This is a genomic window from Pseudomonas sp. GM49 (genome assembly GCF_000282355.1).
Classification (GTDB): Bacteria; Pseudomonadota; Gammaproteobacteria; order Pseudomonadales; family Pseudomonadaceae; genus Aquipseudomonas.
This window is the reverse complement of sequence record NZ_AKJL01000238.1, coordinates 1-21,181: the sequence shown is the minus strand read 5'-3', so window position 1 is coordinate 21,181 and position 21,181 is coordinate 1. Positions and strand designations below refer to the sequence as shown.

General features: G+C 60.6%; 18 protein-coding genes and 1 pseudogene. 11 read left to right on the top strand and 8 right to left on the bottom strand.

Annotated elements, in window-relative coordinates; translation table 11 throughout:
- The coding region (locus PMI29_RS08450) for an MFS transporter (protein WP_008001090.1) at window positions 1–1,039 on the top strand (1,039 nt) is incomplete at its 5' end.
- Window positions 1,040–1,067: 28 nt separating this feature from the next.
- Here PMI29_RS08450 and PMI29_RS08455 read toward each other — a convergent pair.
- Together PMI29_RS08455 and PMI29_RS08460 are read right to left on the bottom strand one after the other, a co-directional pair.
- The gene (locus tag PMI29_RS08455; protein ID WP_008001089.1) at window positions 1,068–2,642 is read right to left on the bottom strand and encodes a phospholipase D family protein; all 1,575 of its coding nucleotides are present in this window, start codon (window positions 2,640–2,642) and stop codon (window positions 1,068–1,070) included.
- 60 nt (window positions 2,643–2,702) lie between these two features.
- Window positions 2,703–4,136 carry an aminotransferase-like domain-containing protein gene (locus PMI29_RS08460; protein ID WP_008001083.1) on the bottom strand — a complete coding sequence of 478 codons (1,434 nt, stop codon included), beginning with the start codon at window positions 4,134–4,136 and terminating at the stop codon, window positions 2,703–2,705.
- A 179-nt stretch (window positions 4,137–4,315) separates the two neighbouring features.
- Between PMI29_RS08460 and PMI29_RS08465 the strand changes: the two genes are divergently transcribed.
- Window positions 4,316–4,561: a DUF1127 domain-containing protein gene (locus PMI29_RS08465; RefSeq protein ID WP_008001081.1), complete on the top strand. Its 246-nt coding sequence runs from the start codon at window positions 4,316–4,318 to the stop codon at window positions 4,559–4,561.
- A 143-nt stretch (window positions 4,562–4,704) separates the two neighbouring features.
- On the opposite strand, the gene PMI29_RS08470 is transcribed toward PMI29_RS08465, so the two are convergent.
- On the bottom strand, window positions 4,705–6,009 hold the full coding sequence (locus tag PMI29_RS08470; protein ID WP_008001080.1) for an NAD(P)/FAD-dependent oxidoreductase: 1,305 nt from the start codon (window positions 6,007–6,009) through the stop codon (window positions 4,705–4,707).
- Window positions 6,010–6,156: 147 nt separating this feature from the next.
- Between PMI29_RS08470 and PMI29_RS08475 the strand changes: the two genes are divergently transcribed.
- Window positions 6,157–6,510 carry a YkgJ family cysteine cluster protein gene (locus tag PMI29_RS08475; protein WP_007975156.1) on the top strand — a complete coding sequence of 118 codons (354 nt, stop codon included), beginning with the start codon at window positions 6,157–6,159 and terminating at the stop codon, window positions 6,508–6,510.
- Between the two features lie 151 nt (window positions 6,511–6,661).
- Here PMI29_RS08475 and PMI29_RS08480 read toward each other — a convergent pair whose 3' ends face one another.
- Complete coding sequence (locus PMI29_RS08480) at window positions 6,662–7,150, bottom strand: Lrp/AsnC ligand binding domain-containing protein (RefSeq protein WP_007975155.1); 489 nt, start codon at window positions 7,148–7,150, stop codon at window positions 6,662–6,664.
- 157 nt (window positions 7,151–7,307) lie between these two features.
- Between PMI29_RS08480 and dadA the strand changes: the two genes are divergently transcribed.
- From dadA to PMI29_RS08510, 6 genes are all read left to right on the top strand, one after another.
- Complete coding sequence (gene dadA / locus PMI29_RS08485) at window positions 7,308–8,612, top strand: D-amino acid dehydrogenase (RefSeq protein WP_008001078.1); 1,305 nt, start codon at window positions 7,308–7,310, stop codon at window positions 8,610–8,612.
- Window positions 8,584–8,937 carry a RidA family protein gene (locus PMI29_RS08490; protein ID WP_008001076.1) on the top strand — a complete coding sequence of 118 codons (354 nt, stop codon included), beginning with the start codon at window positions 8,584–8,586 and terminating at the stop codon, window positions 8,935–8,937. The genes dadA and PMI29_RS08490 overlap by 29 nt, the downstream gene beginning before the upstream one ends.
- A gap of 99 nt (window positions 8,938–9,036) precedes the next feature.
- Entirely contained in the window at window positions 9,037–10,110 is a 1,074-nt protein-coding gene (gene alr / locus PMI29_RS08495; RefSeq protein WP_008001074.1) for an alanine racemase, read from the top strand.
- A gap of 128 nt (window positions 10,111–10,238) precedes the next feature.
- Window positions 10,239–10,787: a cupin domain-containing protein gene (locus tag PMI29_RS08500; protein WP_007975150.1), complete on the top strand. Its 549-nt coding sequence runs from the start codon at window positions 10,239–10,241 to the stop codon at window positions 10,785–10,787.
- A 182-nt stretch (window positions 10,788–10,969) separates the two neighbouring features.
- Window positions 10,970–11,392, top strand: coding sequence for a c-type cytochrome (locus PMI29_RS08505; RefSeq protein ID WP_033052578.1), 423 nt, complete (start codon window positions 10,970–10,972; stop codon window positions 11,390–11,392).
- Between the two features lie 280 nt (window positions 11,393–11,672).
- Window positions 11,673–13,595, top strand: a complete 1,923-nt coding sequence (locus PMI29_RS08510; RefSeq protein ID WP_008001072.1) for an acetyl-CoA hydrolase/transferase C-terminal domain-containing protein — start codon at window positions 11,673–11,675, stop codon at window positions 13,593–13,595.
- Window positions 13,596–13,724: 129 nt separating this feature from the next.
- Here PMI29_RS08510 and PMI29_RS08515 read toward each other — a convergent pair whose 3' ends face one another.
- Together PMI29_RS08515 and rep are read right to left on the bottom strand one after the other, a co-directional pair.
- On the bottom strand, window positions 13,725–14,297 hold the full coding sequence (locus tag PMI29_RS08515) for a xanthine phosphoribosyltransferase (protein ID WP_008001071.1): 573 nt from the start codon (window positions 14,295–14,297) through the stop codon (window positions 13,725–13,727).
- Window positions 14,298–14,352: 55 nt separating this feature from the next.
- On the bottom strand, window positions 14,353–16,362 hold the full coding sequence (rep, locus tag PMI29_RS08520; protein WP_033052577.1) for a DNA helicase Rep: 2,010 nt from the start codon (window positions 16,360–16,362) through the stop codon (window positions 14,353–14,355).
- A gap of 265 nt (window positions 16,363–16,627) precedes the next feature.
- On the opposite strand from rep, the gene PMI29_RS08525 reads away from it, so the two are divergent.
- Window positions 16,628–18,301, top strand: a complete 1,674-nt coding sequence (locus PMI29_RS08525; RefSeq protein WP_008001069.1) for a putative bifunctional diguanylate cyclase/phosphodiesterase — start codon at window positions 16,628–16,630, stop codon at window positions 18,299–18,301.
- 122 nt (window positions 18,302–18,423) lie between these two features.
- Here the strand turns inward: PMI29_RS08525 and PMI29_RS08530 are convergent, their stop codons facing one another.
- Entirely contained in the window at window positions 18,424–19,821 is a 1,398-nt protein-coding gene (locus PMI29_RS08530) for a NorM family multidrug efflux MATE transporter (RefSeq protein ID WP_008001068.1), read from the bottom strand.
- A gap of 158 nt (window positions 19,822–19,979) precedes the next feature.
- Here PMI29_RS08530 and PMI29_RS08535 point away from each other — a divergent pair, with 158 nt between their 5' ends.
- Window positions 19,980–20,900: a LysR substrate-binding domain-containing protein gene (locus PMI29_RS08535; protein ID WP_008001067.1), complete on the top strand. Its 921-nt coding sequence runs from the start codon at window positions 19,980–19,982 to the stop codon at window positions 20,898–20,900.
- 108 nt (window positions 20,901–21,008) lie between these two features.
- Here PMI29_RS08535 and PMI29_RS31350 read toward each other — a convergent pair.
- Window positions 21,009–21,181, bottom strand: a pseudogene (locus PMI29_RS31350) (YifB family Mg chelatase-like AAA ATPase); the annotation flags it as partial.

Here is a 21,181-nt window from a genome sequence, read left to right as displayed (position 1 = left end):
TTACGGCTCGTTTGCCATTGGTGTGATGGCAGCGATGCCGGCCATCGGCGTGCTGTTGGGGGCGAAGATCTCCAGTCACCTGGCGGCGCGTTTCGGCACGGCCAATCTGATGCGTCTGTGCCTGTGGGCCGGGGCGGTTTCCATCGGTCTGCTGGCGCTGTTGCCGAGCTATCCGGTCTGGTTGGTGCTGCGGCTGATGATCGGGGTGATCCTGACCCTTGTATTCATCATCGGTGAAAGCTGGATCAATCAACTGGTGGTCGAGCAATGGCGCGGGCGGCTGGTGGCGCTGTATGGCAGCAGCTACGCACTGAGTCAGCTGGCAGGGCCGGTGTTGCTGGGCTTCCTTGGCACCGAGCACGATTATGGCTTTTGGGTCGGCGTCGGTTTGCTGATGGCTGCACCGTTTCTGTTGATGGGTCGCAGTGGTGCGCCGAGCAGCGAGGCCAGCAGCGTGACCCTGCGTGATTTGCTTGAGTTCTGTCGTGGCCTGCCGGCGATTGCCTGGGCGGTGTCGCTGTTCGCCGCGTTCGAGGCAATGATTCTGACCCTGTTGCCGGTCTATTGCCTGCGCCAGGGTTTCACTACGGAGATCGCCCTGGCGATGGTCAGTACGGTGGTGGTCGGCGATGCAGTGCTGCAATTGCCGATTGGTGCGTTGGCCGATCGCTTGTCGCGGCGCGCGTTATTCACCGGTTGTGCGGTGGTCCTGCTGATGTCGAGCCTGGCAATCCCGATGCTGATCGACACGCTGCTGATCTGGCCTTTGTGGGTACTGTTCGGCGCCAGTGCCGGCGGGTTGTTCACCTTGTCATTGATCCTGATCGGCGAGCGTTATCGTGACGATGCGCTGGTGCGGGCCAACGCACACATCGCCCAGCTGTGGGGGATTGGTTGTCTGGTCGGACCGCTGCTGGCGGGTGCGGGCAGTCAGTGGATCAGCGGGCATGCGTTGCCGTTGCTGATGGCGGTGGGGGCCTTGGGTGTGTTGATTGTGGTGTCGCGGCAAGGGGCGTTTGGCGCGGTTCAGCCAGCATAGCTTTTGTAGCAGCTGGCGAAGCCTGCTGCTACAACATCTTCTCCAGCCCAACCGTATTACTCAGCCAGGCATTGAAGCGCCGCCACCAACTCCCTGGCTCCTTGGTCAGGGTGTGCATTTTTCCATCGTCTTCGGTGGTCCAGACGATCTGACCGTTTTCCAGCTCCACCTGATAACTCAGGGCCGGCGCCATACCCTGCAGCGCCAGTTCGCGAACCCGTGCGGCCAACTCCGGACTGTCCACCAGCACGCCGACTTCGGTATTCCACAGCACCGAGCGCGGATCGAAATTGAACGAACCGATAAAGGATTTCTGCTGGTCGAAGATCATCGCCTTGCTGTGCAGGCTGGAGTCGGAGCCGCGATAGGAACTGCCGGAAAACAAATGTGGCCCGCTACCGCTGTCGCCGTCTTCACCCGGCTGACGACGCAATTCGTAAAGCTTTACGCCATGTTCCAGCAACGCCCTGCGGTAGGGCGCGTAGCCACCGTGCACCGCCGGCACGTCCGTGGCTTCCAGTGAGTTGGTCAGCAAACTCACGGAGACGCCGGCATCGGCGCGCCCGGTCAGGTACACCAGCCCCGGTTGGCCAGGCACGAAATAAGCCGAAATCATGATCAGCTCTTTGCGGACACCGTCGAGTTCAGGCGCCAGTTGCGTGGTCAGCAGCAACTGCGAATCGGGCTCGCCCTTGGCCAGTACCTTGCTCGGCGCATCCCACAATGCCTGGTTCCAGGCCCAGACCAGCTCGCGACGCCAGATGTCCAGGCGCGGATGCGTGGTGAAGGTCATCAAGTGTTTGTAGAGCGCGTGATTCTGTTTGCGCGATTCCGCCAGAGACTCTTCCAGTCGGGTGCGGGTGTTTTCCAGGTCCCGGGCGGTGGGTTTGCTCGACAGGAATTCGTCGATCGGCTTGCTCAGGGCGCTGTTCCAGTACTGGTCGAAGCTGTGCCCGAGTTGCTCGGCGACCGGGCCGACGCTGAGCATGTCGATGTCGGTGAAATTCATGTTGGGCTTGGCATCGAAATACTCGTCCCCCAGATTGCGCCCGCCGACGATAGCCATGCTGTTGTCCGCCAGCCACAACTTGTTGTGCATGCGTCGGTGTTGTTGCGACAGGTTGAACAGGCGGCCCACGGTGCGCGTCACGCCCGTACTGCGGCCCAGATTCAACGGGTTGAACACGCGGATCTGGATTTTCGGGTGCGCGGCGAGGGTCGCGATGACGCGGTCCAGGCCGTCACTGGTGGTATCGTCGAGCAATATCCGCACCCGCACACCCCGGTCAGCGGCCTTGAGCAATTCCTCGATCAACATGCGCGTACTGATGCCGTCATGCACGATGTAGTACTGCAAGTCGAGGCTGTTTTGAGCATTGCGGATCAGTTCGGCACGGGCGGTGAAGGCCTCGGTGCTGTCCGATAGCAGGCGAAAGCCCGATTGTCCCTTGTAAGGTGCGGCTTGCGCCTGGACCGAGCGACCGAAAGCGGAGTCTGAAGCCGGCAGCGCCTGGCTCGGTACACGCTGAACGTCGAAGCTGGAGCAACCGCCCAGGAACGAGGCGAGCAGCAGAAAAGCAAGCAGGGGCTGTCTGACTCTCACGTAGGATCGTTCCGTTTGGCGGCGCAGATAGGCATATGGACGCTGATTCCCGAATAAAAGTCAGTCGCTGAGCTGATCGGTTTCCGCCAGCAGTTTGATCGCTGTCGCGCCGACCTTGCGCACCGCGTCTTCGATCTGCGGTGTTGGCTTGGCAGCGTAGTTCATGCGCAGGCAATTGCGGTACTTGCCCGAGGCGGAAAAAATGCTGCCTACGGCAATCTGTACGCCCTGGTCGTGCAAGGCGCGATTCAGTTTCAGGGTGTCGAAGCCTTCCGGCAGTTCGACCCACAGCATGAAGCTGCCTTGTGGGCGACTGGCGCGAGTGCCAGCAGGAAAATAGCGAGTCACCCAATCGATCATCACGTCGCGATTGCGCTGGTATTGCGTGCGCATCCGCCGCAAATGCGGTTCAAAGTGGCCACCTTTGAGAAACTCGGCGATGGCGATCTGCGGCTGAGGTGCGGTGGAGCCGGTGCTGATGTATTTCATGTGCAGCACCCGTTCCAGATAACGGCCGGGTGCGACCCAGCCGATGCGCAGGCCTGGGGCCAGGGTCTTGGAAAACGAACTGCACAACAGGACGCGACCGTCCTCGTCGAAGGATTTGATCGTGCGCGGACGCGGGTAGGTATAGGCCAGTTCGCCATACACATCGTCCTCGATGATCGCCACGTCAAAGCGCTGCGCAAGCGTCAACAACGCACGTTTTCGCGACTCCGGCATGATGTAGCCCAGCGGGTTATTGCAGTTGGGGGTCAACTGTATGACCTTGATCGGCCATTGCTCCAGGGCCAGTTCCAGCGCTTCGAGGCTGATCCCGGTCAGTGGGTCGGTAGGGATTTCCAGGGCCTTCATGCCCAGGCCCTTGAGGGTCTGCATCGCACCGTGAAAGCTCGGCGAGTCCACCGCAACAATATCCCCCGGCTCGCAGATTGCGCGAATGCTGGTGGACAGCGCTTCGTGGCAACCCGTGGTGACCACCAGCTCACTGGCGCTCAACTGACAGCCGGAATCGAGCATCAGGCGAGCGATTTGTTCACGCAGTTCGAGGTTGCCGTGGATGTTGTCGTAATACAGGCCAGGCATGTCCTGCCGCCGGCTGATTCGCGCCAGATCGCGCAATAGCGGTTTCATGGTCGGGCTGGTGATGTCCGGCATGCCGCGCCCGAGTTGCACCACATCCTTGCGCGGCACTGCGCGGATCAATTCCAGCACCTGATCCCATTGCGAAATGTCCACCGGACGCTGGGCCGGGCGGCCGACTGCCGGCAAATCCGGCAGTTCGCGGCTGGCCGGAACGAAGTACCCGGATTTGGGCCTTGGCATGGCCAGCCCGCTGTCCTCCAGCACCCGATAGGCCTGCTGCACCGTGCTCAGGCTGACGCCGTGCTCGACGCTTAGCGCCCGTACCGAAGGCAGCCGGTCACCGGGGCGATAGAAGCCCTGTTCGATACGTGTGCCGAGCAACTCGGCGAGGTTGACGTAAAGGGTCATGGTGCAGCCTCGATAGGGGTGATTCGGTTAACCAGTACAGATCAGGCAAAAAATCAGGATTCAGTGGCGGAATCGGCAACACTGTATTGAGTTAATACAGTTGTATTGAATCTGTATTGCTTTTGCGCGCCCTCGCATCATGGAACCTCTGGCTACCCAAGTAAACAGGAGCATCCAAGATGAACGGTTTGAGCGATGTGCGGCTGACGTTACACAGTCAGGAACTGACGGCAGGGCAGAACAACGGCACGCGGGAGGCGGGCATGCGCAGTGCGCCGTCCAGCCTGAGTCGCTGGGACCGGTTCTGGTGCCGGCTGCGCACGCGCAAGGCGTTGTTGGCCCTGACACCCGACCAGCTCAAGGATATCGGGCTGACGCGAGAGCAGGCGTTGGAGGAGGGGCTGAAGCCTTTCTGGCGGATCTGATTTTGGCGGCGTTCTTTCGGGCCTCATCGCGAGCAAGCTCGCTCCCACAAGGACCGGCGGTGAACACAATTCTTGTGAACACCATCATTCCCTGTGGGAGCGAGCTTGCTCGCGATAACGTCGGCACAGACACCGCCAATCCTTCAGACCAACTCTTTAAGCCGATGCCACAACATCCCCAACGCCAGCAACGGCGAGCGCAAATGCTTGCCGCCGGGGAAGGTGATATGCGGCACCCTGGCAAACAGATCGAAGCCGCCGCTGTGCTGGCCGCTGATGGCTTCGGCCAGCAGCTTGCCGGCCAGGTGCGTGGCATTCACGCCATGACCGGAATAGGCCTGGGCGTAATAGACATTCGGCTGGTCCTTGAGCCGGCCGATCTGCGGCAGGCGATTGGCGCCGATGCCGATCATGCCGCCCCATTGATAGTCGATCTTCACACCAGACAGTTGCGCAAAGACGTCCAGCATTTTCGGACGCATGTACGCGGCGATGTCTTTCGGGTCGCGGCCCGAGTAATGGCAGGCGCCGCCGAACAGCAGGCGCCGGTCTGCCGAGAGCCGGTAATAGTCCAGCGCAACCCTTTGATCGCAGACCGCCATGTTCTGCGGCAGCAGGGCGTGGGCCAGTTCTTCGCTCAATGGTTCTGTGGCGATGATGTAGCTGCCGGCGGGCAGGACTTTGCCGCTGAGTTCCGGGTTGAGGTTATTGAGGTAGGCATTGCAACCCAGCACCAGGGTTCTGGCGCGTACCGAGCCCTCGGCGGTATGGACCTTGACCTCGGGGCCATAGTCGATGCGGGTCACGGCCGATTGCTCGAACAGCCGGACCCCCAATTGTTGTGCGGCTGCGGCTTCGCCCAAAGCCAGGTTCAGTGGATGCAGGTGCCCCGAACCCATGTCAATCAGGCCGCCGACGTAACGCGTAGAGCCGACCACCGTGTGCATCTCATTGGCCTGCAGCAAACGAGTCTCGTAGCGATAACCGAGGCTGTGCAGCTCTTCGGCATCCTCGGCGAAACCTTCAAGGTCACGGGGCTTGTTGGCGAGGTCGCAGTAACCCCAGGTCAAGTCGCAGGGGATCTGAAAACGCTCGATCCGTTGCCGGACGATTTCCACGGCTTCCAGGCCCATGAGTTTCATTTGCCGCACGCCTTCGACACCGATGACATTGGTGAACTGATCGAGGCCGTGACCAACGCCGCGAATCAGCTGCCCGCCGTTGCGTCCACTGGCGCCCCAACCGATTTTGTGGGCTTCAAGCAACACCACGCTGAGTCCGCGATCGGCCAGCTCAAGCGCCGTGTTCAATCCTGAAAACCCGCCGCCCACTACACAGACGTCGGCCAGCACTTCGCCTTTGAGCACCGGATGTTCGGGCTGCGGCAGGCTGCTGGCGGCGTAGTAGGAAGCGGTGTGGCTGACAGGCTGTTGAGCACGGGCATTCATGTGCGTGTTCCTGATTCTTGCGTTTAGAAAACTTGACGGAGCATAAGCCGGACCTTCCCGGGCGGGCAACATTGGTCGGCTGGCGCTGTCTGGATCGGGGCTTTTGCGTCAGAATCGCGCTCTATTCCGCTTTGGGTCACCGCTGCAATGAGCTGCAACAGCCAGACAATTCGCACATTACGACAACAGATTCCCTCGTTCGAGTGCGTTCCCGGCTGCCATGACTGCTGCGGGCCGGTGACCACCTCGCCGGAAGAAATGTCGCGCCTGCCGCGCAAGACTCGCGCCGAGCAGGATGCCGCGATGGAAGAGCTCAACTGTGTGCATCTGGGGCCGAATGGTTGCACGGTGTATGACGAGCGGCCGCTGATCTGCCGGTTGTTCGGTACCACCAAGACCTTGCCGTGCCCCAATGGGCGGGGGCCAGTGGAGCTGATTCATCCGCGGGTGGAGAAGCAGGTGTTCGAGTACATGGCCAGTACTCGGCAGGTGTTGGTTTAAAAGGAGCGGGTCTTCAGGTGGACCGAGTTGCCTCAATCGCGAGCAAGCTCGCTCCCACAGGTATTTGAGTCTGCATAAACGTTGTGTTCAAAACCGTTTCATTGTGGGAGCGAGCTTGCTCGCGATGAGGTCCTGAAAGGCACCACCAATCTCAATCCGGAATCGGCAACGTCAGGCTCTCTTTCACCTCTTCCATCACGATGTAACTCTTGGACTCGCGCACGTGGGGCAGCTTGAGCAGGATGTCGCCCAGCAATTTGCGATACGAGGCCATCTCGGAAATTCGTGCCTTCACCAGGTAGTCGAAATCCCCTGACACCAGGTGACACTCCAGCACATGGGGCAATTTCAGCACTGCACGTCGGAACTCTTCGAATGTATCGCCGGACTTGTAGTCCAGGCTGATCTCGACGAACACCAGAAGACTACCCTTCAGGTGCTGCGGATTGAGCCGGGCGTTGTAGCCCATGATGATCCCCTCGCGCTCCAGGCGCCGGACCCGCTCAGTGCAGGGCGTGGTCGAGAGCCCGACCTTTTCCCCAAGCTCCGTAAAGGAAATCCGCCCGTCCGCTTGCAGGATCCGCAGGATGTTGCGGTCGATCTTGTCCAGCTCACGTTTGGTCTGAGTGTTGGTACGCATAGGGGATGCGCCTCCGTGAAAAGGGTTTTTGCCGAGAATTGTCGCCAAATATAGGCGCTTATATAGTGAAAAGCACTGGCAAATCTTTTTTACACTGCGCGCATCTGAAGCTTTGAATAACAAACGTCAGCGGTTAGCCGCGATGAGGGATTTGAAAATGCGCGTCATGGTCTTGGGTAGCGGCGTCATCGGTACCACCAGTGCTTATTACTTGGCCCGTGCCGGGTTTGAAGTGGTGGTCGTCGACCGGCAGCCAGCTGCTGCCATGGAGACCAGTTTCGCCAACGCCGGACAGGTCTCGCCGGGTTATGCCTCGCCGTGGGCCGCGCCGGGCGTGCCGCTCAAAGCCATCAAGTGGCTGTTGCAGCGCCATGCACCCTTGGCGATCAAGGCCACTGCCGACATCGATCAGTACCTGTGGATGGCACAGATGCTGCGCAACTGCACCGCCAGCCGTTACGCGGTGAACAAGGAGCGCATGGTCCGTCTGTCCGAGTACAGCCGTGACTGCCTCGACGAACTGCGTCTGGAGACCGGTATCGCCTACGAAGGCCGCAGCCTCGGTACCACCCAACTGTTCCGCACCCAGGCTCAATTGGACGGCGCCGCGAAAGACATCGCCGTGCTGAAAGAATCCGGCGTGCCGTTCGAACTGCTCGACCGCGAAGGCATTGCCCGCGTCGAGCCGGCACTGGCCAGCGTCACCGACATCCTCGCCGGAGCCCTGCGCCTGCCGAACGACCAGACCGGCGACTGCCAGATGTTCACCACCAAGCTCGCCGAGATGGCCGCGAAGCTCGGTGTGCAATTCCGTTTCGGTCAGGACATTCAGCGCCTCGACTTCGCCGGTGACCGCATCAACGGCGTGTGGATCGACGGCAAGCTGGAAACCGCCGACCGCTACGTGTTGGCGCTCGGTAGCTACTCGCCGCAACTGCTCAAACCGCTGGGGATCAAGGCACCGGTTTATCCGCTCAAGGGCTACTCCCTGACCGTGCCGATCACCAACCCGGCTATGGCACCGACCTCGACCATTCTCGACGAGACCTACAAGGTCGCGATCACCCGTTTTGACAACCGCATCCGCGTTGGCGGCATGGCCGAGATTGCCGGTTTTGACCTGTCGCTGAACCCGCGTCGACGCGAAACCCTGGAGATGATCGTCAACGATCTTTATCCTCAGGGCGGCGATCTGGCCCAGGCCGATTTCTGGACCGGCCTGCGTCCGACCACTCCGGACGGCACCCCGATTGTTGGCGCCACCCCGTTCAAGAACCTGTTCCTGAACACCGGTCACGGTACGCTCGGCTGGACCATGGCTTGTGGTTCGGGTCGCTTGCTGGCCGACCTGATGGCGAAGAAAAAGCCGCAGATCAGCGCCGAAGGCCTCGATATTTCCCGTTATGGCAACAAAACCCAGGAGCCTGCAAAGCATGTCAGTCCAGCGCCAGCTCACCAATGAGCGCATGAGTCAGATCGTCACCCATAACGGCACGGTTTACCTGGCCGGACAGGTCGGCGATGACATGAGCGCCGGGATTGAACAGCAGACCCGTGAAAGCCTCGCCAACATCGAGCGTTTGCTCGATCTGGCCGGCACCGACAAGCACCATCTGCTGTCGGTGACGATTTACCTGAAAGACATCGACGCGCATTTCGAAGGCATGAACGCGGTGTGGGACAAGTGGCTGCCAAAAGGTGTTGCCCCGGCCCGCGCCACGGTTGAGTCGAAATTGTGCGAGCCGGAAATCCTGGTCGAGCTGTCGGTTGTCGCCGCTCTGCCATAATCCTGTCAGAAAGATCCCTCTCCCGGTGCTGTTGGCGGTTCACGCCGTCAGCCAGCACCGGTTTTTTCTTCCCGATAACCCGACCAGAAGTGTGCCGCCATGCGTCCTGCCCGTGCCCTGATCGACCTTCAAGCCTTGCGTCACAACTACCGAATCGCCCGTGAACTTACGGGGGCCAAAGCCCTCGCGGTGATCAAGGCTGATGCCTACGGCCATGGCGCTGTGCGATGCGCTCAAGCGTTGGAAGCCGAGGCAGACGGGTTTGCCGTGGCCTGCATTGAAGAGGCGTTGGAGCTGCGGGCCGCGGGCATTCGTGCGCCGGTGCTGTTGCTGGAAGGCTTTTTCGAAGCCGATGAGTTGTCACTGATCGTCGAGCATGATTTCTGGTGTGTGGTGCATTCGCTGTGGCAGCTCGAAGCCATCGAAAAAGCCGCATTGAGCAAACCGATCACTGTGTGGCTGAAGCTCGATTCGGGCATGCACCGCGTGGGGCTGCACCCGGCGGATTATCAAGCGGCTTATCGGCGTCTGCTGGCGAGCGGCAAGGTCGCGAAAGTGGTGCTGATGAGCCACTTTGCGCGTGCCGACGAACTGCACGAGCAGGCCAGCGCCGATCAGGTGGCGGTATTTGAAGCAGCGCGCAAGGGCTTGTCCGCCGAGGTCAGCTTGCGCAACTCGCCGGCGGTGCTTGGCTGGCCGCAGATTCCGAGCGATTGGGTGCGTCCGGGCATCATGCTTTATGGTGCCACGCCCTTCGAAGAAGCCAATGAAGTGGCATCGCGCCTGCAACCGGTCATGACCCTGGAATCGAAAGTGATCAGTGTGCGCGAGTTGCCGGCTGGCGAACCCGTTGGTTACGGCGCCAGATTCATCACCCCTAAACCGATGCGCATTGGTGTCGTGGCCATGGGTTATGCCGACGGCTACCCGCGTTTGGCTCCGACCGGCACGCCCGTGCTGGTGGCCGGGCAGCGCAGCCAGTTGATCGGCCGGGTGTCGATGGACATGCTCTGTATCGACCTGACCGATGTGCCGCAGGCCGGTCTCGGTTCGACCGTCGAGTTGTGGGGCAAAAACATCCTCGCCAGTGATGTGGCCATCGCCGCAGGCACGATTCCTTACCAGATTTTCTGCAACCTGCGCCGAGTGCCACTGCTCTATTCCGGGGCTTAGTGCGCAGGGCTCCAGACCGGAAGTCGCCTCGCTGAGCAGGATTCAGGTCAAGGTGTTGTAAATACTGAACGCTGTCGCCATGATAACGCTCACTGTTTCAACAATCCTGAATCCTGGAGGCGCAAGCTTTGGACGTCGGTGAACGACTGCAATCCATCCGTAGGCTCAAAGGCCTTTCCCAGCGTGAGCTCGCCAAACGGGCGGGGGTCACCAACAGCACGATTTCGATGATCGAGAAGAACAGCGTGAGCCCTTCGATCAGTTCGCTGCGCAAGGTGTTGGGCGGGATTCCCATGTCCATGGTCGAGTTCTTTTCCGAAGAAATCCTGCAGGAAAAACCGACTCAGATTGTCTACAAGGCCAACGAGCTGATCGATATTTCCGATGGCGCCGTGACCATGAAACTGGTCGGCCGGGCCCACCCGAGCCGGGCCATCGCATTCCTCAATGAAATCTATCCGCCAGGCGCCGACACCGGTGACGAGATGCTCACCCATGAAGGCGAGGAAACCGGCATCCTGGTCGAAGGAAAACTGGAACTGGTGGTCGGTCTCGAAACTTTTGTCCTCGAAGCCGGCGATAGCTACTACTTTGAAAGTACCAAGCCACATCGATTCCGGAATCCGTTCGATGCGCCTGCGCGACTAATCAGCGCAGCCACGCCGGCGAATTTCTAAGAAAAGAGGCGTCCTGCCAGCATCACAGAGGCGCCCGGGCCGTTTTTTCGCCGCAGCCTAAGACCCTTGCGACTTTGGGGTTGTTTCAGTGCGACGGGCTTACCGCTATACTTGCGCCCGCCTGCGAACCGTGGCCGTAGGCGTGACTAGCCACCATTGAGGGTGAACGCGTGAACCTAATTATGAAAATGCTGGCTGCACCAGCAACCGTATTGGCCCTATGGGCTGTCAGTGTCAGCGCTCAAGCTGCGACCAACGACGTTATCGCCAAACGCCTTGAACCGGTCGGTCAGGTCTGCGTTCAGGGTAAAGAGTGCAAGGGCATGGAGGTGGCCACTGCCGCTGGCGGCGGTGGTGGTGCGAAAACCCCGGATGAAGTGATTGCAAAACATTGCAACGCTTGCCACGGTTCAGGCCTGTTGGGCGCTCCGAAAATCGGTGATGCCGCCGCCTGGAAGGAGCGTGCCGATCACCAGGGCGGCCTCGACGGCATCCTGGCCAAAGCCATTACCGGTATCAACTCGATGCCGCCTAAAGGCACCTGCGCCGATTGCTCCGATGCCGAGCTCAAAGGCGCCATCCAGAAGATGTCCGGCCTGAAATAAGCTTGGGTCTTCCTGCTGAAAAGCCGCTTTCGAGCGGCTTTTTTGTGCCCGCGATCTCGATATACACCGCTGATTACTTGTAGGAGTGAGCTCGCTCGCGAAGAATTTGAAGGCGCCGCGGGGTGTCAGGTTTCCCGCGTTATCGTTGACGACCATCGCGAGCGAGCTCGCTCCTACAGGGGGCCAGTGGCGGCCGATTGGCATTAACAGGCTGTTTTTTGCAGCCAAGACCCGGCAAGCTCGGTCCAACCCCAATTCATGGAACATGAGGGAGGATCCGATGGTGCAGCTGTGTTCTATCGAGCAGGCGGTCGATGACGTACTGGCGCGGTTGCCGGTCCACATTCACATGGGCCTGCCTCTGGGCCTGGGCAAACCCAATCACTTCGTCAACGCGTTGTATCGACGTCTCGCGCAACTGCCAGAGCGGCGGCTGACGATCTACACCGCGCTGTGCCTGGGCCGTCCGCCCTTGGGCGACGGTTTGCAAAAGCGTTTCCTCGAGCCCTTTATCGAGCGGGTTTTCGGCGATTATCCCGAGCTGGATTTCCTCGCCGACCTGCGTCGCGACAAGCTACCGGGCAACATCCACATTCAGCAGTTCTTCATGCAGCCCGGCAGCCTGCTCAACAGTGCGACGGCGCAACAGGACTACGTCAGCAGCAATTACAGCCATGCGGCGCGGGACATCAATGCCGCCGGGTTGAATCTGGTCGCTCAGTTAGTCGCAAGTCATGCCGAGCAACCCGACCGCCTGAGCCTGAGCTGCAACCCGGACATCACCCTCGACCTGCTGCCGATGATTGCCAAGCGCCGTGCCGCCGGAGAAACCATCCTGATGGTCGGCCAGGTGCACAACGATCTGCCTTACATGCCCGGCGATGCGGAACTCGGCATCGACACTTTCGACCTGCTGATCGATGAGAAGGACAACACCACACTGTTTTCCACGCCAAATATGCCGGTGGGGTGCCAGGACCATTTCATCGGCCTGCACGCCAGCACCCTGGTGCGTGACGGCGGCACTTTGCAGATCGGCATCGGTTCCATGGGGGATGCGCTGACGGCGGCGCTGCTGGCGCGACAAGCCGACAGTGACGCTTACAAAACCTTGCTGGACGAAGTGAACCTCAACCAGTGGGCGCAACTGATCGAGCGCGAAGGTGGCATCGAACCCTTCGCCAAAGGCCTGTACGGCTGCAGCGAAATGTTCGTCAACGGCTTATTGGTACTGGCGGATGCCGGGATCGTGCGGCGCAAGGTTTACCCGGACGTGGCGACCCAGCAGCAGGCGAATGCCGGTACCCTGGATGAGGCCGCGCAAACCGATGGCATTTCTGTGCATGGCGGCTTTTTCCTCGGCCCGCGCACCTTCTACGAACGCTTGCGCGAATTGCCGCAGAGCAAGCGGCTCGAATTCAACATGTCTCGCATCAGCTACATCAACGAGCTCTATGGCCAGGAAGAACTCAAGCGTTTGCAGCGTCTTGATGCACGGTTCATCAACACCGCGTTCACCGTGACATTGCTGGGTGCCGCTGTGGCGGATCAGCTCGAAGACGGACGTGTGCTCAGCGGCGTAGGCGGGCAGTACAACTTCGTGGTTCAGGGGCATGCGCTGCAAGGCGCGCGCTCGGTGTTGCTGCTGCGCAGTTGGCGTGAGTCTGGCGGCGACGTCAGTTCGAACATCGTCTGGGAGTATGGTCACTGCACGATTCCCCGGCATCTGCGCGACATCGTGGTCACCGAGTACGGCATCGCCGATCTGCGGGGCAAGACTGATGCAGCGGTGATTGAGGCACTGTTGAATATCAGCGACTCACGTTTTCAGTCGGGGCTGATCGAGCAGGCACAGAAAGTCGGCAAATTGCCCAAGGACTTCCGTCTCGATCCACGCTTTGCTGATAACACTCCGCAACGGTTGCAGGGCATTCAGGCACGACATCCGCAGCTGTTTCCAGAGTATCCGCTAGGGTGTGATTTCACCGAGGTCGAACGAGATGTGTTGCGGGCGCTGAACTGGCTCAAGAGCAAGTTCAAGCTGAGCGAGGTGCTGGAATTGGGCAAGGCGGCGCTGGATGCGCCGGAGCCTGCGTTGTTTCCAGAACATCTGGAGCGCATGCAGCTGGCCAGTCCTGAAAGACTGAAGGAGGATTTGTATCAGCGGTTGCTGCTCACCGGCCTCAAGGCAACTGCGCAGTAACTGTCCCCCCAAAAACAACTGTGGGAGCGAGCTTGCTCGCGATAGCGGTGTATCAGTCAACGAAGATGTCGACTGACACTATGCAATCGCGAGCAAGCTCGCTCCCACAGGGTATTACTGTGTTCCGGCTTACTCGATGAAGGTCACAACGCCATCTTTCAGCGACTTCACGCGAGCCAACGACTCTACGCGATAGCCCTGTGAATCCAGTTCCGCACGGCCGCCCTGGAACGACTTCTCGATCACGATGCCCAGGCCCGCCACGGTCGCGCCGGCCTGTTTGATGATCGAGATCAGCGCCTGGGACGCCTTACCGTTGGCCAAAAAGTCATCGATGATCAGCACGCGGTCGCTGCTGGTCAGGTGGCGCGGGGAGATGGCCACGGTGCTTTCGGTCTGCTTGGTGAACGAGTACACGGTCGCCGACAGCAGGTTTTCGGTCAGGGTCAGGGACTGGTGCTTGCGGGCGAAAATCACCGGCACGCCGAGGTTCAGGCCGGTCATGATCGCCGGTGCGATGCCCGAAGCTTCGATGGTGACGATCTTGGTGATGCCCGAATCCTTGAACAGCGTGGCGAATTCGTCGCCGATCAGCTTCATCAGGGCCGGGTCGATCTGGTGGTTCAGAAAGGCGTCGACTTTCAGGACCTGGTCGGAAAGCACGATGCCTTCTTCGCGAATTTTCTGGTGCAGGGCTTCCATGAAGCTGTCCTCTTTTGGCGCCTGTGCGCCGAAGGTCATATAAAAGTGGTCAATTCTAGCGCTTTAACATCGCGCGTATATCCGCCAATGCGTTGTTGCCTCGCACGGCTTTGACTTCGGTCGGTGTGTCGTCGTTGCCTTCCCAGGCCAGATCGTCCGGCGGCAACTCATCGAGGAAGCGGCTCGGCGCGCAATCGATGATCTCGCCGTACTGCTTGCGCTTGGCAGCGAAGGTGAAGGCCAGGGTCTGGCGCGCACGGGTGATGCCCACGTAGGCCAGGCGACGTTCTTCTTCGATGGTGTCGGCTTCGATGCTGGAACGGTGCGGGAGGATTTCTTCTTCCATGCCCATGATGAACACGTAGGGGAATTCCAGGCCCTTGGATGCATGCAAGGTCATCATCTGCACGCCTTCGGCCCCGTCTTCCTCTTCCTGCTGGCGCTCGAGCATGTCGCGCAAGACAAGTTTGCCGATGGCGTCCTCGACAGTCATTTCGCCGTCTTCGTCTTTTTCCAGGGTGTTCTTCAGGGCCTCGATCAGGAACCAGACGTTGCCCATGCGGTAGTCCGCGGCCTTGTCGCTGGAGCTGTTGGTGCGCAGCCAGTTCTCATAGTCGATGTCCATGACCATGCTGCGCAGGGCCGAGATCGGGTCTTCGCCGGCGCACTGCTCGCGCACCCGGTCCATGAAGCGCTTGAAGCGCGACAGGCGATCGGTGAAGCGACTGTCCAGGTGTTCGCCCAAACCCATCTCATCGGTGGCGGCGTACATCGAGATCTTGCGTTCGGTGGCGTAGTTGCCCAGCTTCTCCAGCGTGGTCGAGCCAATCTCGCGGCGCGGCACGTTGATCACTCGCAGGAAGGCGTTATCGTCGTCCGGGTTCACGATCAGGCGGAAGTAGGCCATCAGGTCCTTCACTTCCTGACGTCCGAAAAAGCTGTTGCCGCCGGAAAGACGATATGGCACCTGGTGATGCTGCAACTTCAGCTCGATCAGCTTGGCCTGGTAGTTGCCGCGATACAGGATCGCGAAATCGCTGTACGGGCGGTCAGTGCGCAGGTGCAGGCTGAGGATTTCCATGGCCACGCGCTCGGCCTCGGCGTCCTCGTTGCGGCAACGGATCACACGGATCTCGTCGCCATGGCCCATTTCACTCCACAGCTGCTTTTCGAACTCGTGGGGGTTGTTCGAGATCAGCACGTTGGCGCAGCGCAGGATGCGGCTGGTGGAGCGGTAGTTTTGCTCCAGCATCACCACTTTCAAGGACGGGTAGTCTTCCTTGAGCAGCATCAGGTTTTCCGGGCGAGCCCCGCGCCAGGCGTAGATCGACTGGTCGTCGTCGCCCACCACGGTGAACTGGTTGCGTTTGCCGATGAGCATTTTCACCAGCAGGTACTGGCTGGCGTTGGTGTCCTGGTATTCGTCGACCAGCAGGTAACGCACCTTGTTCTGCCACTTTTCCAGAATGTCGGCATGCTCTTCGAACAGCTTCACCGGCAGCAGGATCAGGTCGTCGAAGTCCACTGCGTTGAACGCCTTGAGCGTGCGCTGATAGTGGGTGTAGACGATGGCGGCGGTCTGTTCCTTGGGGTTGCGCGCGTTTTCCAGGGCCTGGGCTGGCAGGATCAGGTCGTTTTTCCAGGCGCCGATCATGTTCTTGATCTCGTCGACGCCGTCGTCGCCCGAGTATTCCTTCTGCATGATGTCGGTCATCAGGGCCTTGACGTCGGTCTCGTCGAAGATCGAGAAGCCCGGCTTGTAGCCCAGCCGCACGTGCTCCTTGCGGATGATGTTCAGGCCCAGGTTGTGGAACGTGCAGACCGTCAGCCCGCGACCTTCACCGGCACGCAGCAGGGTGCCGACCCGTTCCTTCATCTCGCGGGCGGCCTTGTTGGTAAAGGTCATGGCGACGATGTACTGGGCGCGGATGCCGCAGTTCTGGATCAGGTGCGCGATTTTGCGCGTGATCACGCTGGTCTTGCCGGAGCCTGCACCGGCGAGCACCAAAAGAGGGCCGCCGACGTAGCTCACGGCTTCTTGCTGCCGGGGATTGAGTCGGGACATAGGTAAATTCAGAGGGTCAGTCACGAAATGGGCCGGCATTTTAACAGGCTCAGCGAATTGTGCTGCTCTGTCCGACTTGTGACGTACCACGCTATCTGCAATTGCCGGTTTTGTTACTTTCACGCAGGATGCGCAACGAATTTGCGGCTAATGTTCGTAATTGCGGATACAAAGGGCTCGTTTTGCCAACTGATGTCATTGTCATTGACCATCGGAACGGCATAATGCCCGTCGCCTACATTTTTGCAGAGTCTAGGGAGCTAGCTTGTCTACGCCTGTCGAACCCTTGCGTTTGCTGCTACTGGCCGAAGAGCCAGCGTGGGCAGCGTTGTTGCGCGAGTGTCTGGCTCCTATGGGGAGCTCGGCCGTGCTAATCAGCGCGCCGAGTTGGGAGTCGGTCAGCAGCCTGTTCGATGACAACCGCAGCGCGGTGTTATTGACCATCCCGCAACTTCAACCGGCGCCGGGCCGTTGCAGCCTGCCGACGGTGTTGCTGCTCGACCATGAGCCGCTGACCCCGCCCGACGGTGTGAGTGACTGGCTGGTGCGCGACCTGCTCGACTCCGGCATGTTGCGCCGCTGCCTGCGCCATGTGCGCGAGCGTGGCGTCCTGGAAAACACGCTGCAACGCCTGGCCGAGCAAGATCCGCTCACCGGCATCGCCAACCGGCAGGGCTTCCAGACCCTGCTGACGGCGCGCCTGGCAGAAAACGACGGTCGCGGCCTGGCCCTCGGTCATCTCGACCTCGACAACTTTCGTTATGCCAACGACGCCCTCGGCCATCAGGCCGGTGACCGCCTGATCCTGCAAGTGGTGGCGCGGCTCAAGAGCCAGCTCGAGGCCGGCGATCAGCTGGCACGCCTGGGCAGCGATGAATTCGCTCTGTTGATCGACACCCGTCGCGCTCCCCAGCGTGCCGAGTGGATGGCCGAACGCATCAGCGAAGCATTGGCCGAGCCTTATTGGGTCGATGGCGAAAGCCTGCTGATCGGTTCCAGCCTGGGCATCGCCTACGCCCGGGCCCAGACCGGTGCGGATCCGCTGATGTGGCATGCACATATCGCCATGCAGCAGGCCAAAAGCACCCAAGGCTGCACCTTTCACATTTTCAACGAGCGCATCAACCGCAATGCCCGCAGCATCGCCGACCTCGAAACCGAGCTGCGCCGGGCGCTGCGCCGCGATGAGCTGGAATTGCACTACCAGCCACGCCTGAACCTTGAAGACGGGCAGATCGTCGGCCTCGAAGCCCTGGTGCGTTGGCGGCATGCCGAGCGCGGCTTGCTGCCACCGAGCGAATTCGTGCCGCTGGCTGAGCAAAGCGGTCTGATCGTGCCGCTGGGCTACTGGGTGATTTCCCGGGCCTTGCGCGACATGCAGGCGCTGCTTGAGCTGGGTTTGCCCCCGTTGCACATGGCAATCAACCTGTCGTTCCGGCAGTTCCAGGACAGTCAGTTGCTGTCGACCCTGAGTCGCCTGATTGCCGAGCGCGGTGTCGAGGCGCAGTGGCTGGAGTTCGAGCTGACCGAAACCGCGGTCATGCGCCGCAGCGATCTGGTCAAGCAGACTATGGACGCCCTCGGGCGCCTCGGTGTGCGCTTCTCCCTCGACGACTTTGGCACCGGCTTCTCGTCGTTCGTGCACCTCAACAGCCTGCCGATCACCTTGTTGAAGATCGACAAGAGTTTTGTCGGCGGCATGGAACTGCGTGAGGAAAACCGCAAACTGGTCCACGCGATGATCAATCTGGCGCACAACCTCAACCTTGAGGTGGTCGCAGAAGGCGTGGAAACGCCGGAGCAGCTGGATCTGCTGCGCGGGTTCGAGTGCGATCAGGTGCAGGGGTATTTGATCAGCAAGCCATTGCCGCTGGCCGAGCTGGTGGAGTATCTGACGATTGGCTCCAGCCAGCCGTCGATGCTGGAAATCGTAAGCTGAGGTTGCCACAGAGCCCTGTAGGAGCGAGCTTGCTCGCGATAAACCTGAGAACGCCGCGGGGCACCTGCCAGCCCGCGTTATCGTTGACGACCATCGCGAGCGAGCTCGCTCCTACAGCGGTCTCAGTCAGGCTGAGCGACCTCGAAGCGCTGCTCTGACGTCGTATCGCGCTTGATCATCCGCTTCATCTTCCACTCGAACCCCAGCGTCAGGCTCACCGCCGCGCACGCCAGCCCCAGTGCCAGGCCCCACCACACGCCAGTTGGCCCCCAGTGCAAGTGGAACGCCATCCACCACGCCGCCGGAGCGCCGATCAGCCAATAGCAACCCAGGCCGACGAGGAAAGTAGTCTTGGCATCCTTGAGTCCGCGAATGCAGCCCATGGCGATGGTCTGTGTGCCGTCAAACAGCTCGAACCACGCTGCCACCGCCAGCAGGCTCACCGCCAGGTTGATGACATCGCGGAACGCCGGGTCGTTGTGGTCGAGGAACAGGCCGACCAACTGGTTTGGCAGCAACCAGAAGACCATGGCGAAACACAGCATTGCCGCCGCCCCGAACGCAATGCCGACCCGCCCGGCCAGCCGCGCATCCAGCAGCTGCCCGGCGCCGTAATGCTGACCGATGCGCATGGTGATTGCGTAGGAAATACCCGCCGGGACCATGAACGCCACCGAGACGATTTGCAGGGCGATCTGGTGTGCGCCCAGTTGCGTGCTGCCCATGGTGCCCATGCACAGCGCGGCGAAGGCAAACAGCCCGACTTCCACCGCGTAGGTACCGCCAATCGGCAGGCCCAGACGCCACAACTCCTTCAGGTACTGGCGGTTCAGCCGTGACAGGCCCTGACTTAGCGGATAAGCCTCGTACGCCGGGTGACGACGAATGTGCCATGCCAACGCAAGTGCCATCAGGTTGGCGACAATCGCCGTGACCAGCCCGATGCCCACCAGCCCCAATTTTGGCAGGCCGAACATCCCGGTAATCAGCGCATAGTTGAGCAAGAAGTTGGCGACCGTACCGCCAAGGCTGATGACCATCACCGGCGTCGCACGGCCAATGGCGCTGGTGAACCCGCGCAGGGCCATGAAGCTCAGGTAGCCGGGCAGGGCGAACGGCAAGAAGATCAAAAACTGCCCGGCTGCGTGGACGTTGCTTTCGGTCTGGCCGAACAGCAGCAGCACCGGTTTGAGGTTCCACAACAGCAAACCGGCGACCAGCGCCATCAGCCATGCCAGCCACAACCCGGCCTGCGTCAGCCGGGTTGCCCCGACAATATCGCCGGCCCCCTGACGGATCGCCACCAGAGTACCGACGGCCGCAATCACGCCGATGCAGAAAATCGACACGAACGAATAGGTCGCCGCGCCGAGCCCGCCACCGGCCAGCGCCTCGGGACTCAGACGCGCCATCATCAGGGTGTCGGTGAGGACCATCAGCATGTGCGCCAACTGCGAGGCAATCAGCGGCCCCGCCAGCCGCAGGATGGCCCAGAGTTCAGTACGTGCTGGATGTTGCATGGTCATCACGCTCGATTATCAAAGGAAACAGGAAAGCGTCGATTCTCGGCGCTCTGGGGGGATTGCACAAAGGGATAAAAAGGATGGATGGCATGATTCAAACTCATGCTGGAGAGTTTCTGCTAGGGTGGCCAGAAACCTGTGTAGGAGCTTTCCCAATGTCACGTCGTCTTCCTCCCTTGTATGCCCTGCGCGCATTCGAAGCGGCGGCGCGACACAGCTCGTTTACCCGTGCGGCCGAAGAGCTGTCGATTACCCAAAGTGCGGTCAGCCGGCATATTCGTACGCTCGAAGAACATTTTGCCTGCCGCCTGTTTCATCGCAGCGGCCGCAACCTGCAACTGACCGAGTCGGCGCGGTTACTGTTGCCGGGCATTCGCGAAGGCTTCACCGCGCTAGAGCGCGCCTGCAACACCCTGCGCGCCGAAGACGACATCCTGCGCATGAAAGCCCCGTCGACCCTGACCATGCGTTGGTTGCTGGCGCGCCTCAGCCGCTTTCGCCACCTGCAACCAGGCAACGAGGTGCAACTGACCAGTGCGTGGATGGACGTCGATTCCGTGGATTTCAACGACGAGCCGTTCGACTGTGCAGTGCTGTTGAGTAACGGCCATTTCCCTCCGGACTGGGAGGCGAGTTACCTGTTCCCTGAGGAATTGATCCCGGTCGGTGCGCCCAACCTGCTTAACGACCAACCCTGGGATGTCGAGCGCCTGACCAACACCGAGTTGCTGCACCCCACGCCTGACCGCCGCGACTGGCGCAACTGGCTGGAGCGCATGGGCCTGGCCGAACAGGTGTCGCTCAAGGGCGGGCAGGTGTTCGATACCCTGGAACTGGGCATGATCGCCGCCGCGCGAGGCTATGGCGTGTCCATGGGCGATCTGCTGATGGTCGCGGAGGACGTGGCTCAGGGACGCCTGAGTTTGCCGTGGCCGACCGCCGTCGCCAGCGGTGAGTGTTATTACCTGGTCTGGCCGAAAACCCGGCCTGGCGGTGAGCGCATGCGCCGGCTCAGCGACTTTCTGCAAAACGAAGTCCGATCCATGGAATTACCAGACGTCATGCACCTGAGTTGAAACGATGTCTCCGGTTTAAAACGTAAAGGATGTCTGCGGTTTCTACCCTTATCGCCGTCCCCTGTGGGAGCGAGACTGCTCGCGATGGGGGCGACGCGGTGTCGGCACTCACTGCGTCGCCGGCCGATACTGCAACGCTTCCGCCAAATGCTCACGGTTGATCGCATCAACCTGTTCCAGATCCGCCAGCGTCCGCGCCACCTTGAGCAATCGATGTGCCGAGCGCAGTGACAGGGTCAGTCGTTCACAGGCGGATTCGAGCCAGTGCTCATCGGCTGGGG